This is a genomic window from Sporofaciens sp. St.21A7 (assembly GCF_059728535.1).
The window spans coordinates 299,462-317,689 of the sequence record NZ_BAAGFN010000001.1 but is presented as its reverse complement, the minus strand read 5'-3'; the positions used below and the strand labels follow the sequence as shown (position 1 = coordinate 317,689).

Here is an 18,228-nt window from a genome sequence, read left to right as displayed (position 1 = left end):
CAAAACTGTATTTTTAAGGCAGCCTTCCAAATCCGAGTAGATGTTGCTGCCAGTATGCAGAACTTATGTTTGTATATTGGATTGGGTCGCCGCAGTGGATCATCATGTTGTTGCCAACATAAATCCCCACATGGCTTGCTCCAGATGTCGGGTAGGTGTTCTGAAAGAATATCAGATCCCCCGGTTTTGCCTGTGAAGATGGTACATGGGCACAGCACCCACGCAATCCTTCCGCCGTCTGCCTCCCTACGTTCCATCCATTCCCACAGTTATTGATGACCCAACTGACAAACCCGGAACAGTCAAACCCGGTACTTGGCGAAGCTCCGCCCCAAACATAAGGACGGCCTAAATATTTTTCCGCCTCATGGATCATCCTTGCAAACTTTTCATCCGACAATGCTTCGGATGGAATCTCATAACCATATCCATCCGCACCGCCGCCACCGGGCAGGCTCCCCACGTCAAATAAGTAATTCCGGTTGCCGTAAGTCCCGTTGTAAAGGTCATACCGCTTTTCCTCATTTTCATCCATACGGCTCCGCAGGACGACATCCAGATTGTGGTTCGTAAGCGTCACTTCCAGGCGGTTGATTACTTCCGTCGTGGTCACTTCCACTTCCTGATTGCCGTTATCGTCCGCAATAAACGCTTCCCAGGTCTGATGCCCATGTGCGGACGCAGCGGAATGGCTGTCATAATAAACATCAAACTGCACCCCATACCGGGCAAACGCCCCTGTGTCCTCCACCACATACTCCACGCCGTTCATCACGACCTTCGTACCCATCGGCACAAAGGGATTGGCGGCATCCACCGCTATCGTATGGTTTGCCGTTGGATATACGCCGCTGGCCGTCGGCCCTCCTGACCATACACCGCAACAGATGGAACAGTTACAATACCCACTCGTCACCACCTGTCCCAGGGATTCCCCGACACGCACGGTTTTTGTCTCCGTCACCGTATCGTTGACTTCGTCCACATACAGGCTGTACTGTTCCCGGAAAATCTCTTCCACCTCGTCTTTTACCTGTTCATAAGTAAACTCCCCGTATTTCGCAGTGAAATAGGAAATCAGATGGTAGGGATTGTGGGAAAGCTCGTCTACCTGGTACCAGTATTCGTCATATCCCGGATGTGTGGATTCCATGTTGTTAATCTGTCTGTTTAAGCCAGCTTCCAATGCCGCATACGCATTTTCCGTCTCATAAATATCTTCATCCGTGCTTGGATAGGTAGAGCCAATAATACTGGAAGATGTTCCCTCAATCATAGCGCTGCAGCTTGACAAGCCTGCAGAAAGCATCAAAAAAAGCAGCCCTAAGACTGCCGCTGCCCCAAATATCCCTTTATTATTTTTTAAGACGGACGTCGCCTTACTTTTTATTTTGTCAAATACGGATTGTGTGGCTTTTGCCGCCTCCGCTGTTGTTTTCTCACCCCTCTTTGCCGCCTGGTAGGATTTTTTAATCCGCTGTTTCTGCCAGAATTTTTTTCGGATTGTTTTCTCTGCCTGCCCCGTTTCTGCCAACTGCTTCCCCGCCGATTCTGCCGTTTCCTGTGAAGCTTCAAACTGCAGGCGGATTTTCACCCCTTCCCCTTCCGGGGATTCCCTCCACCGGGAGAGCTTCCGCTGCACCATCCGGCGGGAGGTACGCATGGCATTCCGCAAAGAATGTTCCGCCATGACCTCTGCCCGGTGTGCCCCCTCTGCCGCAGAATTATCCTGCTCCGCTTCATGCACCTTCCCGTGTGCATAGGCTGACATGGAATGTGATGCCGCAGACGCAGCTTTTCTACCGATCCCCATACCTGCACCATGCACCATAACGCTTTCATCGTCACCGAAGGAAATCCTGGATTCCTGCTTTTTCTGCTCATTATGCAGCCGCTCCCGCTTCTGCTTTTTCTTAATATTTTCACGGACAGACTCTAAGGTTTTCCCTGCATCTTCCGGCGTCTCCCTGTAATGGGCATCATTTTTCCGAGAATCCTTACTGCCTGCTTCGCCGCCTGCCTGCTGTCCATCCCCTTTACGGAACTGCGCCTGCACCTGCTTTTTCTTCCGGCTGTGGCTTGTCTCTGCCACAGCTTCCACATAGTTCCTTCCGCTGGACGGATGCCCCCGGATACTCTCCATGCGTGAGGAATGTCCCGATAATCCCCTGGCTGATTCTGTCTCCGGGATTTCCGGTTCTGTATCTCCGTTGCCGTCCGGCTCCTGTGCGAAATATGTATGGTTTTCCGGCTGCACGGGCAATCCGGATAACGGATCGCCTGCCTGCTCAGACAAAGGATTCTTTGTATGTGCTTCATACAGCCGCCGCTTTTTTGCGGACTGCCTTTGCTGCCTGCTTGCCTTTGAGGGATTTTCCGCACTGGAAGAAATGCTGTCCTTCTGCCCCCGTCCAATAGAATACGCTTTTTCCCTTTGGAAATTGACAGAATCTGCCGCCTGCCCCGGCAGTGTCAGATTATCCAATTCCCTCTGGCTTATCCGGACAGAATCTTTCTTCTGCAGATTTTCCTCAACCAAACCGTCACGGCTCATTTTATTGACTGTCTTATCTCTTGCTTTAAACTCTTGTTCCCGCATATCGCTGTTCCTTTCACCATCCAAGTTTGCGACACGGTGTCGCAAAGTATCAGGATCTACCAATCTGTTTCTTACTGGCTGATTTTTTTCGCCATTACCACAACCCTTCCGTTCCTCTGGGAATACTCACAGGTGGATAACGTCAGCAGCTTATCCCCGAAAACTGCTGAAATTCCTGTATCGTACAACGCACGTTCCTTAACTTCTTTGATATATTCCCGATAATCTGCCGCATCCTCCGCCTTTGTAAATGTATAATAGGGAAAATCATTTCCTGTATATACCGGCGTACAGAATACAGCGAAAACCTGATACGTTTCACTGCCATGCAATGTGTCATAGGAAATCAATGGATGTTCCAGATAAAATGCGCTGTCCTTGTACTGTTCCAGTGCCGCAAACATCTTCCCGCTGTTCATATGGTGTCCGTAGATAATCAAGTTATCACTTGTAGCTGGATTGCACAGCTCGGAAAGAAACAGACAGCCGTTTGCAGAATACTCCCCATTAAAATCCCGATGGAGATAATAGTTTTCTTCCGATGGACGGTACATAACCGGATAATCAATCACTGTACCCTCTATCTGAATCCATCCGATACAATCTGGATTTTCCCTGTGCAGCGCAAGCAGGCCCGGATGAACCGGAGAAGAATCTCCCCCGGTATCCCTACCTCCATCATTTGTTTCTTCCTCTGATAACCCTTCCGTCTCCCCATTGCCAGACTTTTCATATATTTCTTTCAACTGCTCTTGCAATGCATCATCCTTCCTCTCCTGCATAAGCATATCTGCGAGAAAATACCCACTGATGCTTAGCAGGAGCAGGGAGCAGAGCAATATTTTTCTTGCAATCCATTGTTTCATGCTTCGCCTTTCTGATCTCTGGCAGGCCGTTTTTCCCGGCTTTCCTCCAAATCCGACAATTTTGTTGTCATCAAAGCATAGAGGCGTAACGACTTATCGAATTTATCTTTAAAAGGGATTATGGTACTCCCGTAAAAAATCAGTCCTTCACCTTCTCCACTGTTCGTCACATAAGATAACTGATGTGGGGAAATATTGAGCTGCTTCGCCAGTATCTGCCTGTCCCCCGCCGCCTGGTTCAACATATAAATAAAGTCCGAGTTTTCAAAAATGTTCTCAATTTCCCGGCTTGACAGCAAATCTTTTATGTTCTGTGTTATTCCCGTCGGAATGCCGCCCCATTTCCTAAAACGCTTCCAGATCTCCACTGAATAAGCCGCCGTCTGTTCTTCTTTTAAAAGCAGATGGAATTCGTCAACATAGTATCTGGTGGATTTTCGTGCAGCACGGTTGACCGTCACCCGGTTCCACACCTGATCCTGGACAATGAGCATCCCCAGCTTCTTCAACTGTTTCCCCAAGTCCTTAATGTCAAAGCAGATGATGCGGTTCTCCAATTCCACGTTTGTCCTATGGTTGAATACTTTCAGGGAACCGTTCACATAGATTTCAAGCGCTGTTGCAATCCGCTGTGCCTGCACTTCCTTCTGTTCCCGGAGACACTGGTATAAATCCCCAAGTACCGGCATATTCTCCGGCACGGGATGTTCAAAATATTTCTGGTACACGATTGGCAGACAGCGGTCAATCACCGATTTTTCCTCCGCTTCAATGCCGTTCCTTGCCCCCATGATCAGCTCACACAAGGATAAGATAAAATCACTCTTTACGCCTAGTGGGTTATCATCATCCGAATAGTCCATATTGATGTCCATCGGATTAATATAGTCCCGGCTTGTGGCTGAAATATGGATCACCTGCCCGCCTAACGCATGGACAAGTGGATAATACTCGCCCTCCGGATCTCCAATAATGATGTCGTCCTGGGTGGCAAAGAAAGCATTGGTAATTTCCCGTTTCGCTGAAAAAGATTTTCCAGAGCCGGGCGTACCAAGTATCAGCCCATTCGGGTTTTTCAGCTTCTTCCGGTCTACCATAATCATGTTGTTGCTCAGCGCATTTAAGCCATAATATAACGATTCCCCTGCCATAAATAATTCCTGTGTGGTGAACGGGACAAAAATTGCCGTGGATGTGGTAGTCAACGCACGTTTGATAGGGATTAGATTCAATCCCAGTGGGACGCTGCTCATCAATCCCTGCTCCTGCATATAATCTAACCGGCGTAATGAGCAATTGTATTTCTGTGCAATACCTGCCGTCTGGAATACGGCATTATCTAATTCCTGCTTTGTCTTTGCTGTATTTAAAAACAGCACGGTCACAAGGAACATCCTTTCATTCCTGGACTGCAGATCCTCCAACAGCCGCTTCGCTTCCCCGCCATAGGTATTGAGGTCGGAAGGGATAATGTCCATATCGTACCCAGAACGCACTGCCTTCTTCTGCTCCTCAATCTTCATCCGGTTAATGTCCGTTACCTTGCTTTTCACCAGCTTGATTGCCTTCATCTGGTCTAAGGACTGGATATGCAGATTCACCATCAGGTTCCTGTCCATATCCAGAAATTCCGCAAGCATCTTGTCCGTCAGCTCCGGGGCAAGTATCTGTAAGTAGGATGCCACCCCAAGGGTATCCCCCATCTGGAAGTCCTTCCCATTCTTAAATACGAAGCTGGTGGGCGCAATGAAATCCTTCGTCCCCATCCCGGTACGCAGCACGTTATCATAAGAAAATTGAAACGGCGTTTTTTCCTCCGGGTTAAAAGTTTCATACAGCACCTGCAGGCGTTCCTCCCCATTCAGGGGATAGGCCGATACGCCAAGCACCTTAAAGTTATTCAGAATATCCGCTTCAATCCGTTCCAGCTTTGGCTTTGCTTCCCGGATGTTGTCCGCTTCAATCCCAAACGTAATATACTTCGTGCGGACAAGCCCGTTGTTGCCCTTCGCAAGCTGGTTTTTCAGCATCTGCGCATACTCCATCCGTACATCGTCAAAATCGTCGTTTTGCGGCTTGATCTGGATAATGGATTCAAACTCTTTCATGTTGCTGTAATGGTTCACGAACGACAACTGAAAATGGATGGTACTGTCGAAGTAGTTGAGGAAGTCGCACCAGTTCTCAAAAATAGCGTTCTTGTCCTCATTCTGCGCCAACTGGTAATTGATGTCATAGAAACGGATGGTTTTGGAATAATATTTATCCTGCACTCGGCAGATCCCGTCCTTCGCCATCTCCCGGTAGGGGATTGACTGCTGTGCAGAAATCTGTTTCTCTTTTGCTTTTTTCGCTTTTGCCGTATCCCTGCCTTTATGTGCTGCCGTATTTCCTGTACTGGATTTCTGTGCCGACGATGCCGGATGTGGTTTTTTCTTAGAAGCGGCTTTCTTTTTCTCCGCTTTCTGCCTTGCCGCCTCCCTCTTTGCCTCTTTCTCTGCTTCACGGGCGGCTTTCAATTCTGCTTTCCGGTCTGCTTCCTCCTGGATCTTCCTTAACTTCTCTGCCTCCTTCGCCGCTTTCTCCATCGCCTTTTTCTCACGTCGGGTGAGTTTCCTGTTGATTCCTGTGCTGCCGCCCGTCCCGGTATAAGCGGGATTGTTCTCAAAATCTATGTAATCATCCTCCGGCTCGTCCAGCCAGTCATCCAGATTGATTGCATCCTCCTTACCCGTCACCCGGACCGGCTGCCTATTTTCTCTTTTTCTTCCCATGCGTCCCTCCCCCTTTCTTTTGTTTTGTCCCTATTTTTCTTTCCTCCATCTCGTAGATATTTTTTGTTTCATACCTCCGGACTGCCGGCTTTTTCAGCTTCACATTGATGATATTCAAAAGAACCTTCTCCAGCGGCATCCCGTCTTTCTCATACATGGCGAACAAAAATGCCGGGAGCATGAAAAGCACCATGCCCGTTGCCGCATTACTTGTCCCGATATAATTTTTCGTGAGGAAATAAAAAGGCAGCCCTACAGCCGCCGCAGCCACAAGGCAGACAAGCTGCCTCTTTGTAAGGTTTAAGACCACTTTATTCTTAATCTTCGTCAAATCTTTCGGCACACTGACAAATGCCATCTAAACAGCCTCCTTCCTGCCTGCGGCATAATCCGCAAAATCCTTTACTGTATAAAATATCCGCTTGTTGTTCACCCAGCGCTGAAGCTGACGGGTAATTTTCGGCGCACTTGGACGGTCATAAACCATCACATATGGCGAAAATCCCATATCACGCAAGGTTTCCACACGGTATAAATCCTGCTCATGGCTGCTCCCATAATTCGTAAGCACGTAGACCTGCCGCTTCCGTTTATCCTTCACTGCCGTCAGTTCCAAAAATCTCTGGAAATATCCTGTCAGATCCTCGTCCGGGTTATCCCATGCAAAATGCACCATCTTTGTGCGTACTTGATTCAGCAGGGAAACATTGTCCGGGTTTATCAGGCGGATGTCCAGCCCCTGGGAGAAATCCACCCAGGCACGGCTTTCTGCAAGCTGCTGTATCAGCTTTTCATGTTCCGGGCAGGCCAGGAGGTTCGCATCCATCAGTTTTATCTCTTTCTGCCCATCCCAAAATTCAGAAAGATCAGCGACCTGTACACTCCTTCTCCCTTCCTTGCCGCTGACAATACAAAATCCGCAGTTCCGGGGGCATCCACGGCTTAAAAAGCCATACGCCGTATCGGGAAACTGCGGATATAAACTGTAATCCGGGTAACTATGCTCGACAGCATCCGGCAGATTTTCTTTCAAACCATAGCCTGTGCCGCCCCTGATTACTTCCCCGGCGTTTTCAACCATAAATGTATCTTTGGAATATATGTCTGTAAATACCCTGCTTTTATAAACCACATCATACCAGCCTTCGGGCTTCCACCATTCCACAGAATCTCCCTGCGCCTTATGGTAAGCCGATAACTTCATCAGACACAGGTTCGGCCAGTTATGGGAATCCACGTCTATCAGTCCAATCTTCAAAAAATCCTCCTTCCTGCTGTCTAATGCGCATTGAACACTGCCTTGCTTAGTCCGCTTGTTTTCATCAGGCTGAAGCATAGGATTACGGTATATGCCGCCACCCCGAACAGCGCCGAGTGCATGTTGTCTGAAATCTGAATGGTTGACACCAGCACCGCATAAATGCCGACGCACACCATCATAAAGAACCCCTGGAACCCAAGCGCCAGAAGCCCACGGAAATAGTTGTTCCCCACCTGCCCCCATTCCCGGTTGGAGAAGGTGGCAAAAGGGATTGGCGCAACCGAAGTGTAAAGGTAGATCTCTATCATACGCCCATACAGAAGCACCGTGATAAGCACGGACATAATCTTCATGCACAGGCTGACCAGCATGGTTTCCAGGGCCAGCACTACAAGCTCCCCGATCTCCATAGATTCCATCGCCGTTTCCATTGCCTCTATCATGGTATCTATGTTGATGGCGGTCTGTGCGTTGATGGCGCCGCCTGCGGCGCTCACCACATGCTGCCCCACGTCAAAGACCGCCATCGCTATGGTAAAGGTATTGCTGACCAGATACACAGCCACCCACATCTTGAAAAAATACTTGAAAAACATCCATGTATCTATTTCATGCATACTGTTTTTCTCCGTCAGCATGGAGATCAGCTCATAGCAGAGGACAAACGTGATAATCATGCCTGCAATCGGCACGATCACCGAATTTGAAAGATTCTGTATCAGGCTGAAAATACTCCCGTTCCATCCCTGCGGCGTCTGTCCAACCTGTGCGGCAATCTCCCCGGTTTTCTCATTGACATCCGAAAACATTTCCGTCAAGTTGGACGTTACCATCCCGGTCAAAAGCTCCCTCATCCACTCCTCGATTGCCTCAAAAATGCCATCGAACATGAATGAATCCCCTTTCCTTTATTAGCTGAACAGATTTCCAAGAAGAGGGATCAACTGTGTACCAATGAGGACAACCCCGCCTCCGGCCATAAGTTGCTTGATCCCTTGCGATTTTGCGCCAGGGTTATCATTACCATAACCTTCCAGAAGGTTAATCACGCCCCAAACTGCAAGCCCGGCTCCGATCGCCACGACCAATGTTTTTAAGATTCCGATTGCTGATGTAAAAAATGCCATATTATACCTGAAACCAAAATCAGAATTTCACGGATTTTACCGTTTTGCACAAACAAAAAAACCGCCAGTATCTCCTGACGGTTCGCCCTTTCCAATTTGGTTTATCCTTTCTTTTTTATTGTTGTATTATTTTCTTTGTGCAATGGGCTGTTTTCCCCAATCATAGGCTCTGCCCGGATTGGCTGCAGGATATGTTCCTGACCTACTGCCTTAATAGTAAAAACCATTATCTCCCCTTTCTGACTTTGCGACACGATGTCGCAAACTTTCTCTTCTGGATATGCTTCATACCTGCGCCTTACAAAATCCACTTTACGACACCGTGTCGTAAACTTTTTTGTATGCTTCAAAATCTACCTTGCGACATCGTGTCGTAAAGTTTTCTTCTGCCAAGTTTCAAACGAATATTTCTGCATGGAACCCACTTTGCGACATCGTGTCGCAAAGTTCAAGCCTAACATACAGCAAAAAGAATAGCTTCCCTGTCTATGCCCCCTGCCGATCCCCGTCTGCTGGCTCCGTTGTTCCCTCTGCAGTTTCCTCACTTCCGTCTACTTCATATAGATCAAATTCCTCCTTCATCCTGATTTTTAACTGGTGTTTCATATACGCCTCCACATCAAAGGCATTCTTCTTGTCATAATCCGATAACTGCTTGTACCGCTTATGCCTGGTAATATCGAACTTGTCACTCAGGAACGGGCGCACCCCACGCAGCTGTAGGATGCACTTATTCCCGTCCATAACGGCAAGCTCATCTCTGCTCATCAATTCTTTTCCTGTTTTTTGATAATTTAATCCATAAGAACGGCTCTGCCCACGGGTATCCGAGGTGTTGTAAAGGTCTATCGTCTCCTTCCCTAAATTTTCAGAAATCTCCTTTAAGGTAGAGCCTTCCTTGCCCCCAAGGAATAACATGGTGTCGCAATTACCTAAAATTGTCTCGGCTGCATCTTTATAGATGGTTTTCAACTGGCTCTGCGACTGTAAAATAATAGACGCTGATATTTCCCTGCTCCTTATCGTTGCGATCAGCTTGTCAAACTTTGGGATCTGCCCGATATTGCTGAACTCATCCAACAACAGCCTTACATGGTAAGGAAGCCTGCCGCCATGCACATCGTCCGCCCTGTCACACAATAAATTAAATAGCTGGGTATACATGATTGCCACAAGGAAATTGAAGGTATCGTCCGTGTCGGAGATGATAATAAACATTGCCGTGCGCTGATCCCCGATCATATCCAGTTCCATTTCATCATAAGAAGTCAGCTCCCGCAGTTCCGCAATGTCAAATGGTGCTAATCTGGCTCCGCACGAAATAAGTATGCTTTTTGAGGTTTTGCCCGCCGCAAGCTTGAATTTCTTATATTGCCGTACCGCAAAGTGTTCCGGCTTCTCCTGTTCCAGTTCCTCAAACAGTTCGTCCACAGCATTTTTAAATTCTTCATCGTCCTCCCTCGTCTCCGAAGCATTGATAAACTCCAGTAACGTAGAGAAGTTCTGTTCTTCCTCTGGCGCTTCATAATAGATGTAGCCAATCAATGCACAGTACAAAAGCCGCTCTGCTTTCGTCCAGAAATCTTCGGAAGATTTTTCTCCTTCCCCCTTCGTATTTGCAATAATAGTGTTCACCAACTTCAAAATATCTTTCTCCGAGCGGATATACCGGAACGGATTGTAATGCATACTTTTGTTGAAATTGATGGTATTTAAAACCTTGATCTTATACGGTTCATAAACAACTTTTCCATCCTTATCCCGTACCGCTTTCCCGTCTTTCATTTTCGGTGTGCCACGCCTCAGCATCTCCCCACATTCGACCAGGATTGTGCCTTTTGGATCAGTGACACAATAGCTGACATTCGGCGTCATCTGCATGAGCTGCGGCTTCACATAGAACCGTGTCTTGCCGCTTCCACTTCCTCCGATAATGATTACATTTTTATTCCTGGCATACTTTGGCTGCTTCGGCCTGCTGTTCATGGTAAGGCGTTCCGTCTGCGTTAAAAGGATGTTATTCTCAAAGACCGGATCTATATATGGGGCAATGTCTTTCGGCGTTCCCCATCTTGCAGATCCATACTCCACTCCCTGCCGGTACTTCTTTGCATTTCTGCCTTTCAGATATACCATGACCTTTACTGCCACAGCTCCGATTACTCCGGCCAGCAGATCACCCCCATGAATACTCGGAACCGGATTCTCAAACGCCAGTTGAAAATTTAAGAACAGCGCCATCGACTTTTCTATCAGGGAATCCCCTACACAATGGCGGTACAGCCACGCTAATTTATCCACCAGATAAAACACAATTCCATAGGGGATATTCAGCATTACCAGACGTTTCGTATCTACAGGCGGCATTTTCTCCCAGATCATGCTTTTTAATTTTCCGGACAACAGCACAGATTTTTTCTCTGCTGCAGGTTTCTTTTTCTGTCTCCCACTCAATGCTCCGGCCCCCGTTCCTTCTGTTTCGTCTTTTCGCGCTCCCTGTGCTTTGCCGTCCGCTCCTTCGCCAGCTCCAGCTTCCTGCGGACGGATGGTTTCTTGCTTTTATTCAGCGACTTCCCGGTATACTCCTTAAATGCCGCCGTCATGACATCCACATCCTTTGCCTTGAAAAATACAAAATAACGGGGCGGGGAGATGGATGTGTCTTTTTTCAAGCTGAAATCAATGCTGTATTTCCGGGCACATTTCTCAAAGGATTTGATATTGCCGTCCGTCACTTCAATATTGGAAAGCTGGCATCCCTGATTCATCAGCTTCTCCATGCTCTGCTTCCCGTGGCTTTTAGCGGCTCCCTTTTCCGCCTTCTGCACTGCCTGTTTCTCCATTTTTTTCTGCTTCCCGTTCCGCTTCTCCTGTTCCATCTTTGCTAACGCTTTCAGCATGGCGGCTTTCAGAATCCTTGCGGAGATCTTGCCGCCATTGACGCACAGCGATACGGTTTTCTCATTTACCTCGTCCTGCAAGGCGTTCCCCCTCCTTTCCTGCGGATTGTTTTTTCTCCCCCATCTCCCGTAAAATTTTTTTCAGACAGTAACCGATGCATGGGGAATGCCTGCCGTATGGACATCCTTGACAGCCGCCACCGCCATTTCCGCTAAATTCCTGTGGCAGAGGATTTTCGGAAACATCCGCTGATCCCGAACCTTCCTCCAGAAGAAGGTAATAACATTCCTCCTGGCTGCAGCCTTTCCGCTTTCCTTTCCAGAAATAGCAGTGCTTACAGTCACCCGGCCTGTCTGCCGCATATCTCCTGTTATCTCTCGCCCGGTTCCGGCTGTCTGCCTTTCCTGCCTGCATCCCATTCCCCTCTCCGCCTCATTTCCTCCATCCGCCTGTCTTCCTGCGCCCCTGCCCGGATGCATGAGTACAGCGTAACCGCCGCAAATACGCCTGCGGCGGCAATGATTCCTTTCATTCTGCTTCACTCCTTTCCATATGGGGAACTGCCATACATCATTTTCTGTTTGGATACATTCCCATTTAAACCCCGCAATGGACGGCTCCCCATATACAGGCAAAAAAACGCTTACAGATTCTTTCTGCAAACGCTCATATGCCTTATTAAATTATTATTGTGTTGCAATGAGCGTTTTCCTGGATTGCTCCAAACGCTGTCAGTCTTTTTTCCTTTTTCTGCAGAATATAATCACAGAGCTTGCTATCCCGCAGACTGCAATCCCGGCTAATGCAAGCCATAACCAGAACGGCCTGTCGTCCCCGGTTTTCGGTGTCCCGGCAGACGGTGTTTCCGGTTTCGGCGTTTCCTTCGGCTGATCCGGCTTTGCCTCATCCTTCATCACAACCTTCTGGATTTCCTTGGTATCCTTGACTTCAAACTCCACATCCTCCGCCACAAGATAGCCATCCGGGGCGCTTTCCTCATGCAGCGTGTATTCCCCGATTGGCAGCATTTCTATATAATGCGGCTTATTCCCGGAAGTCCAGCTCTCCACTGTTTTCCCGTCTTTATCCAGGATAGTCAACTTCGCTCCCGGCAGTTCCTTCCCAGCTATGTCCGTTTTGGAAATCTCCACCTTTGTCACATCATCCTTCATTTCCACCTTCTGAACTTCGCCTGTATTCTCCACGGTAAACTCAATGCTTTCTGCAGTTACATAGCCGTCTGCAGGCTGTGTCTCTGTCATGGTATACTTCTTGCCGACAACTAATTCTTTTATGATGTGCGGTTCTTTGCCGGAAACCCATTCATCCACAAGATTTCCATCCTCATCCGTCACCTTAAGCTTCGCGCCCTCTACCTCTTTTCCATCTGTAAGGGATGTTTTGGTAAACTCAAATACCGTAGGCACGTTTTCAAAAGCAAACTCATAGGAAATGCTTTGTTGTTCCGCATCTTCATAGGTGAAGTCAAATTCCTGTGTTTCGCCCTCACTGGTAAATCCCGGAGCCGGGGCGGTTTCCTTCACATAATAAGGGAACCCGATCGGAAGGTCAGCCGCAAATGACAGCTTGCCGTCTTTGTCCGTGGCTTTTTCTTCGATTACCGTATCCGCTTCGATGATCACCTCGCCGTCTTTATTGGTGATGTCCTCTTTCGCACAAAGGGCAAATACCGTCCCTTCCACCGCACGGTCAGAATCCTTCTCGGTTTTAACTACATTGACTTCCGCTTTCTGGCGGTTATTCTGCCAGTCCGTAGAGAAGGTGACAACCGATGTGTCCTGGTCGCGGTAAGTCAGGTCAATCTCCCGGATTTCCCCATCCAGGACATAACCCTCCGCCGTTTCCTTCTCCTTCACATAATATTTCCCAAGAGGTAAATTTTCCAGTTTTGCTATCCCGGTATCGTCCGTAATGATCGTGTCTACCAGTTCATCTTTTTTGTAGTAATCGTCACTCTCACCGTCTGCCGCCTTTATATCCTCTAAGGCATACACTTCAAAGGCAACGTCTTTCAGTGAACCAGTGACATATTCAAACAGATGCGTGATCCATCCGCCGATGCTGTCCAGCAAAGATACATTTTCTAAAAATTCCCCCTCTTTGTTAATCAGGAGCGTGCCTGTCGGCACATCATCCTTCATCTCCACTTTCTGAATTTCAGCGGTATCCTCCACAGTAAACGTGATTTCCTCCGCTTTCAAATATCCATAAGGCGCTGATTCCTCCCGGAGCGTATAAATTTCTCCGACGGTCAGTCGCTTAATGATATGTTCCTCTCCTTTGACGGATTTCCATGTGTCTACGGTATTCCCGTCTTTATCAAGAACAGTCAGTGTTGCCCCTTCCAGTTCCACGCCTGTTGCAAGGTCTGTCTTTTTGATGGAAACGGCAGTCGGCTCATTCTCAAATTCAGAAACATATTCTGCCACTTTCACATCCTGCCCCTGGTATGCTGCAGATACTCCGATGGTTTCATCCGAAGATACATAACCTGCTGGGGCTTGTTCTTCCCGGATATAATATTCCCCAAAAGGTAAGTCCAGATTAAAGACTGCCTTTCCATCTTCCCCGGTCATGGCTTCCCCAAGCAGCGTATCCGCTTTTACAATCACTTCCCCATGTGCCGGAATGTCAGCTTTGGCATACAGCCCAAAGACTGCGCCTTCCACTGTTGCGCCATTCTCTGCATCTTCTTTCACCACTGCAATCTCCACCTTCTGGCGGTCATTTTCAAATGTGGCTGTCTGTTCAATGATTGGCGTATTCTGGTCTGCGTAAGCAAAGGTAATGGCCTGCGCCTCCCCATTCAGCACAAATCCTTCCGGGGCTTTTGTTTCTTCCACCCGGTACGTGCCAAGCGGTAAATCCTGAATGTTTGCCTTACCTTCCTTATCCGTCACCAGTGTTTCTACCAATGCGCCGGAAGCATATTCAAGAATCCGGTTCCCGTTTTCATCTTTCTGAAAATCTGCGGTATAAATGTCCTCTGCCGCATAGACTTTGAACTCTGCGCCCTCCAGGTTCTCAGTTTCATATCGGAAATCTTTATCATCATACCGGTTCAACACTTCGCCCTTTTTCACGATATGCAGTTCGCCTTTTACCGGATGGTTTTCATAAACAGCATCAATGATAACGTCCCCCGACACATCGTCCATCTGGTACAGCGTATCGGAATCCACGGACACTTCATAATAATTCTCATTCAGCGTATAGCCGAATGGGGCGTTGACTTCCTCAATGCGGTAATGCCCAATTTTCAGGTTCTGCGGCAAAATCAGATAACCTTCGCTGTCCGTAAAATAAGACTTATGCGTTACCACGGTCGGGTAGGTTGTCACCTGCTCCACATATTTTTCATTGTCCAGGTCATATACCTTGAACTCTGTATTCTTTGCTAGCACAGCCTTTTTCGTTTCATCGTCCTGCTTCACGATCTTCAGCTTCGCCTCAAATTCATCATCCAGAAGCACCCGCCACACCTGCGGCGTATTTGGCTTATTCTCTGTGACATGCACAAGGAAGTCCTTGACCGGCGTGTAATTATGCGGCGTAGTTGTTTCTCTGACAATGTACGTCCCAAACGGTAGCGGGATGCTGCAGGCATAGCCCCTTTCATCAGTGAAGATTTCTGTTGCCCCGTTTTCCCCGATTGCCACAGGTTCAGCGGAATCAAAATCATATCCGCCATTTTCCTTTGTGTCCAGGGAAGATACCAGCCATGCCGTAAACCCTGCGCCGGACAATAAATCTGCATCGGTCTTCCCATTGTCTGCCGCCTTGATGATCTGGAACGGCTGCTTTTTCACCTGTTCCGGGGATGTGCAGTCATGCTCTACCGTAGCAACTAAATCTCCCTCATAGTTACAAACTAAGTCATACTCCGTTTCATCTGCCAGATAACCCGCAGGCGGCGTGACCTCCTTCACAAAATACTCCCCAAGGTATAAATCTGTGATCTCCGCCTTGCCCTCTTTATCCGTGGTCAGCGTCCCCACCTGCTCCCCGGCTTTATAAAGGACGCCTGTCTTTTTATCCGGGTGTAGGATGTCATTCCTTGCATATAAGCCGTAAACGGCATGTTCCAGCGTTGCGTCCCCCTGCGGGATATTTTTATTAGTTTCCTTATCCTTCTTCTGCAGTCGGATCGTGGCATTGACACGCTCATTGGCAAAGGTATGGGAAAACGTCACTTTCGCCTCCCGGTCATTGGTGTAACCAAACCGGAAAGAATACACATCTTCCGTATTCCTAAGATACCCCTCCGGAGCCTGGATTTCTTTTATCTCATACCCAGACCCAACTGGAAGGTCTGCCGAAAATGCCGCATTGCCATCACCATCCGTCATGGCTTTGTCTATCAATGCGCCTTTTGATACGACAACATTCCCATCTGCATTGGTGATATTTTCTGAAGCATACAGCCCGAAAATTCCTCCTGCAAGGCCATTTCCCGTATCCTTATCGTTCTTTACCACACGCACATCCGCTTTCTGCCTGTCATTTAAGAATGTGATATCGGAAAATGCCGCCTCTGCCATCTGCCCTGCATAGGCAATCGCCACATCCTTTGTTTCCCCTTTATTATAGAAATTCTTCGGGGCCTGCATTTCTTTTACCCGGTACGTGCCAAGATGCAGATTTTTCAGCGTTACAGAGCCGTTATCCCCGGTCACAAGGTTTTCCGCCACCAGCTCCCCGGCTTTATAGACTACCGAGCCATACGGCGTGGTAATATCCTTTGCCGCATAGACATTAAATACCGCCCCTTTTTGCCTACGGCTCTCGTAGCGGAATGTTGTGCCGTTTTCATTGGAATCCGCACCCGTCAAAACCTCTCCTTCCTTATAGATAGTAAGGTTCCCAAGCTGTTCCACATCCGGGACAGTCGTGGAAGCCGTCTGATTCGCTGCCAGCGTTACTCGGTAAGCAGTCGCATTATAGCGGTATCCTGCCGGGGCAGTAATCTCCTTTAAATACACCGTATCCTGCGTCATGACAATCTCTGCTTCCGATGCACCGTTACTGTCTGTTGCAGGCATCCGGGTAATCAGATCCGTACACTCTTTATCCCGGTAAACGCCGAATACGGCTCCGGAAAGTTTTGCGTTGGCAATGGAATCCACCTTTACCACTTTCACCCTTGCCCGTTCCAGCCAATCCACGGAAAGGCTCACGGAATTGCCGCTTTCTTCCTCATAATAACTTCCAATATCCTGTGTGGCGCTCCCTGTCGGAACGACGAGCGCCTTCCATATCACCCGGATGCTGCCTTTCATCGCTCCGGTATTCCAGTCCCCATTGACCGTCACAGGGGCGGTAAAATAAAAACTTGTCCCACCGGAAACATGGACGTTTCCACCAGTCTGCTTGCTCCCGTCTGTCTTATTATGGAACGTCACATCTTTTGGCAGCTCGATGGTGATGGAATTTCTGGAATCGCCGTTCAGCTTCGTTGTCCCTGTCACCTGCTTTGAGCCATCATAGGTTGCTTTCAAATCAGTCTTGCTCAAACTGATCTGCGGATCAGGCGGCGCAGGCAGGTTTTCCAGATAATTGATCCATCCAAGCACCCCGCACTCCCGTAAATCATCCATCGTGCATCCGGCAAACCCATCCATGCCGCAGTAAAAATAACTGGCTGCAATGTGGGTAAACACATATTTTAAATCCTCCCCAAAGGACGGCATATAGCTTGCGGTCACATCCCCTGTGCCGCCGTAGCCATAATAAAGCGCTTTCTGCAGGTTCGGATTCCCATCTATGATCTGGGCGGCGTAGCTCCCTGTATCCGGGGAACCCTTTGCAGACTCCAGGCAGTATGCGATCTTCCCATTTACCGTGAAATAACAGGTAGAGTAATTTCCCAGGTTGCCGGGATAATAAATTTTCCTTCCCTTTACCATTGTTGCAGAACCGGAAGCCCTTGCCGCCTGCCTGTTCTCAGCAAACAGAAGGATGCCTTCCTCCTCTGCGATCATTTCCGCATCCTGTCTTGTACCTTCTGCCTGTTCCATGCCCTCTATGACCGCTTCCATCTCGGCATCTGTCATGGATTCCTTTGGGATTTCTTCCACATCTGCCGTCTGCCCCGGCAAATCTCCTTCCCCATCTGCTTCCGTTCCTTCTGAATCATCAGAATGGCTGTTTTCGCTTCCTTCTCCATCTGCCGCCTGCTTACCAGAAGATGGTGAAGACGCTTTTTCCTTTACAATGATGTTCCTGCTGACATGGTAGGATGGACTTTTACTGGCCGGCTCTACAAAATAAACCGCTTTATAAGTCCCCGCCTTCCCGATATCAAACTTTCCCCCGCCTTTATCCTTTGCCTCATGAAATGTGATTTTTACTTTATCCGGCGAGAACTCTATGCCGGAGAAATCATGTTCCACGTCAAAGCTGCTGTCAATCTCCACAGTATGATCTCCTGCAGCCGCAATTTCATCCGCATCCAGTTTTTCTTTCACCTTCTCCAAAGCCGGGTACTCCGCTTCATAAGCCGCAGGCTCCGGCTCCGCCGCATAAGTCCCCACTGGCTGTAAGAAAGCCGACAAGACCGTGACCGCCGACAGCAGGCCGGATACAATCCTCTTTACGTTTCCTTTCAATATAGTTTTTCCCTCGCTTTCTTCGTTGCGCAGCTTCATAACTGCCATCATCCTGTCTTTTCCGCTTATTT

The 18,228-nt window shown here is 48.3% G+C and carries 13 protein-coding genes; all 13 read right to left on the bottom strand.

All coding sequences use genetic code 11. The features are described from left to right. Positions 1–13: 13 nt before the first annotated feature. Positions 14–2,599: a C40 family peptidase gene (locus AC6I3O_RS01605; RefSeq protein ID WP_004083184.1), complete on the bottom strand. Its 2,586-nt coding sequence runs from the start codon at positions 2,597–2,599 to the stop codon at positions 14–16. 71 nt (positions 2,600–2,670) lie between these two features. Beyond that, on the bottom strand, positions 2,671–3,465 hold the full coding sequence (locus AC6I3O_RS01600; protein WP_004083190.1) for a class B sortase: 795 nt from the start codon (positions 3,463–3,465) through the stop codon (positions 2,671–2,673). After that, complete coding sequence (locus tag AC6I3O_RS01595) at positions 3,462–6,239, bottom strand: VirB4-like conjugal transfer ATPase, CD1110 family (protein ID WP_300809705.1); 2,778 nt, start codon at positions 6,237–6,239, stop codon at positions 3,462–3,464. Before AC6I3O_RS01595 ends, AC6I3O_RS01600 begins: the two co-directional genes overlap by 4 nt. Then, entirely contained in the window at positions 6,217–6,597 is a 381-nt protein-coding gene (locus tag AC6I3O_RS01590) for a PrgI family protein (RefSeq protein ID WP_004083194.1), read from the bottom strand. Before AC6I3O_RS01590 ends, AC6I3O_RS01595 begins: the two co-directional genes overlap by 23 nt. Then, complete coding sequence (locus AC6I3O_RS01585) at positions 6,598–7,497, bottom strand: radical SAM protein (RefSeq protein ID WP_004083196.1); 900 nt, start codon at positions 7,495–7,497, stop codon at positions 6,598–6,600. It lies immediately after the preceding gene. Between the two features lie 20 nt (positions 7,498–7,517). Continuing rightward, the gene (locus AC6I3O_RS01580) at positions 7,518–8,390 is read right to left on the bottom strand and encodes a VirB6/TrbL-like conjugal transfer protein, CD1112 family (protein ID WP_004083199.1); all 873 of its coding nucleotides are present in this window, start codon (positions 8,388–8,390) and stop codon (positions 7,518–7,520) included. 21 nt (positions 8,391–8,411) lie between these two features. Beyond that, a complete protein-coding gene (locus AC6I3O_RS01575; RefSeq protein ID WP_004083202.1) occupies positions 8,412–8,627 on the bottom strand; it encodes a Maff2 family mobile element protein in 216 nt (71 codons plus the stop codon). 101 nt (positions 8,628–8,728) lie between these two features. Beyond that, on the bottom strand, positions 8,729–8,977 hold the full coding sequence (locus AC6I3O_RS01570) for a hypothetical protein (RefSeq protein ID WP_044991253.1): 249 nt from the start codon (positions 8,975–8,977) through the stop codon (positions 8,729–8,731). 136 nt (positions 8,978–9,113) lie between these two features. Continuing rightward, positions 9,114–11,009 (bottom strand): VirD4-like conjugal transfer protein, CD1115 family, encoded by a 1,896-nt coding sequence (locus tag AC6I3O_RS01565; RefSeq protein ID WP_044991285.1) that lies wholly within the window; start codon positions 11,007–11,009, stop codon positions 9,114–9,116. A gap of 68 nt (positions 11,010–11,077) precedes the next feature. Continuing rightward, positions 11,078–11,608, bottom strand: a complete 531-nt coding sequence (locus tag AC6I3O_RS01560) for a PcfB family protein (protein WP_004083205.1) — start codon at positions 11,606–11,608, stop codon at positions 11,078–11,080. Between the two features lie 60 nt (positions 11,609–11,668). Further along, positions 11,669–11,947 (bottom strand): hypothetical protein, encoded by a 279-nt coding sequence (locus AC6I3O_RS01555; RefSeq protein WP_158526557.1) that lies wholly within the window; start codon positions 11,945–11,947, stop codon positions 11,669–11,671. Beyond that, positions 11,899–12,060, bottom strand: a complete 162-nt coding sequence (locus AC6I3O_RS01550; RefSeq protein WP_004083207.1) for a hypothetical protein — start codon at positions 12,058–12,060, stop codon at positions 11,899–11,901. The genes AC6I3O_RS01555 and AC6I3O_RS01550 overlap by 49 nt, the downstream gene beginning before the upstream one ends. A 199-nt stretch (positions 12,061–12,259) precedes the next feature. Then, positions 12,260–18,208 carry a SpaA isopeptide-forming pilin-related protein gene (locus AC6I3O_RS01545; protein WP_236945911.1) on the bottom strand — a complete coding sequence of 1,983 codons (5,949 nt, stop codon included), beginning with the start codon at positions 18,206–18,208 and terminating at the stop codon, positions 12,260–12,262. Positions 18,209–18,228: the final 20 nt, after the last annotated feature.

Excerpts from the sequence above, each read along its gene's own strand:
- AC6I3O_RS01580 (WP_004083199.1), bottom strand. The coding sequence starts at position 8,390 with ATGTTCGATGGCATTTTTGAGGCAATCGAGGAGTGGATGAGGGAGCTT.
- AC6I3O_RS01600 (WP_004083190.1), bottom strand. The coding sequence starts at position 3,465 with ATGAAACAATGGATTGCAAGAAAAATATTGCTCTGCTCCCTGCTCCTG.
- AC6I3O_RS01545 (WP_236945911.1), bottom strand. The coding sequence starts at position 18,208 with ATGATGGCAGTTATGAAGCTGCGCAACGAAGAAAGCGAGGGAAAAACT.
- AC6I3O_RS01605 (WP_004083184.1), bottom strand. The coding sequence starts at position 2,599 with ATGCGGGAACAAGAGTTTAAAGCAAGAGATAAGACAGTCAATAAAATG.
- AC6I3O_RS01575 (WP_004083202.1), bottom strand. The coding sequence starts at position 8,627 with ATGGCATTTTTTACATCAGCAATCGGAATCTTAAAAACATTGGTCGTG.
- AC6I3O_RS01590 (WP_004083194.1), bottom strand. The coding sequence starts at position 6,597 with ATGGCATTTGTCAGTGTGCCGAAAGATTTGACGAAGATTAAGAATAAA.
- AC6I3O_RS01565 (WP_044991285.1), bottom strand. The coding sequence starts at position 11,009 with ATGATCTGGGAGAAAATGCCGCCTGTAGATACGAAACGTCTGGTAATG.
- AC6I3O_RS01595 (WP_300809705.1), bottom strand. The coding sequence starts at position 6,239 with ATGGGAAGAAAAAGAGAAAATAGGCAGCCGGTCCGGGTGACGGGTAAG.
- AC6I3O_RS01555 (WP_158526557.1), bottom strand. The coding sequence starts at position 11,947 with ATGGGATGCAGGCAGGAAAGGCAGACAGCCGGAACCGGGCGAGAGATA.
- AC6I3O_RS01550 (WP_004083207.1), bottom strand. The coding sequence starts at position 12,060 with ATGAAAGGAATCATTGCCGCCGCAGGCGTATTTGCGGCGGTTACGCTG.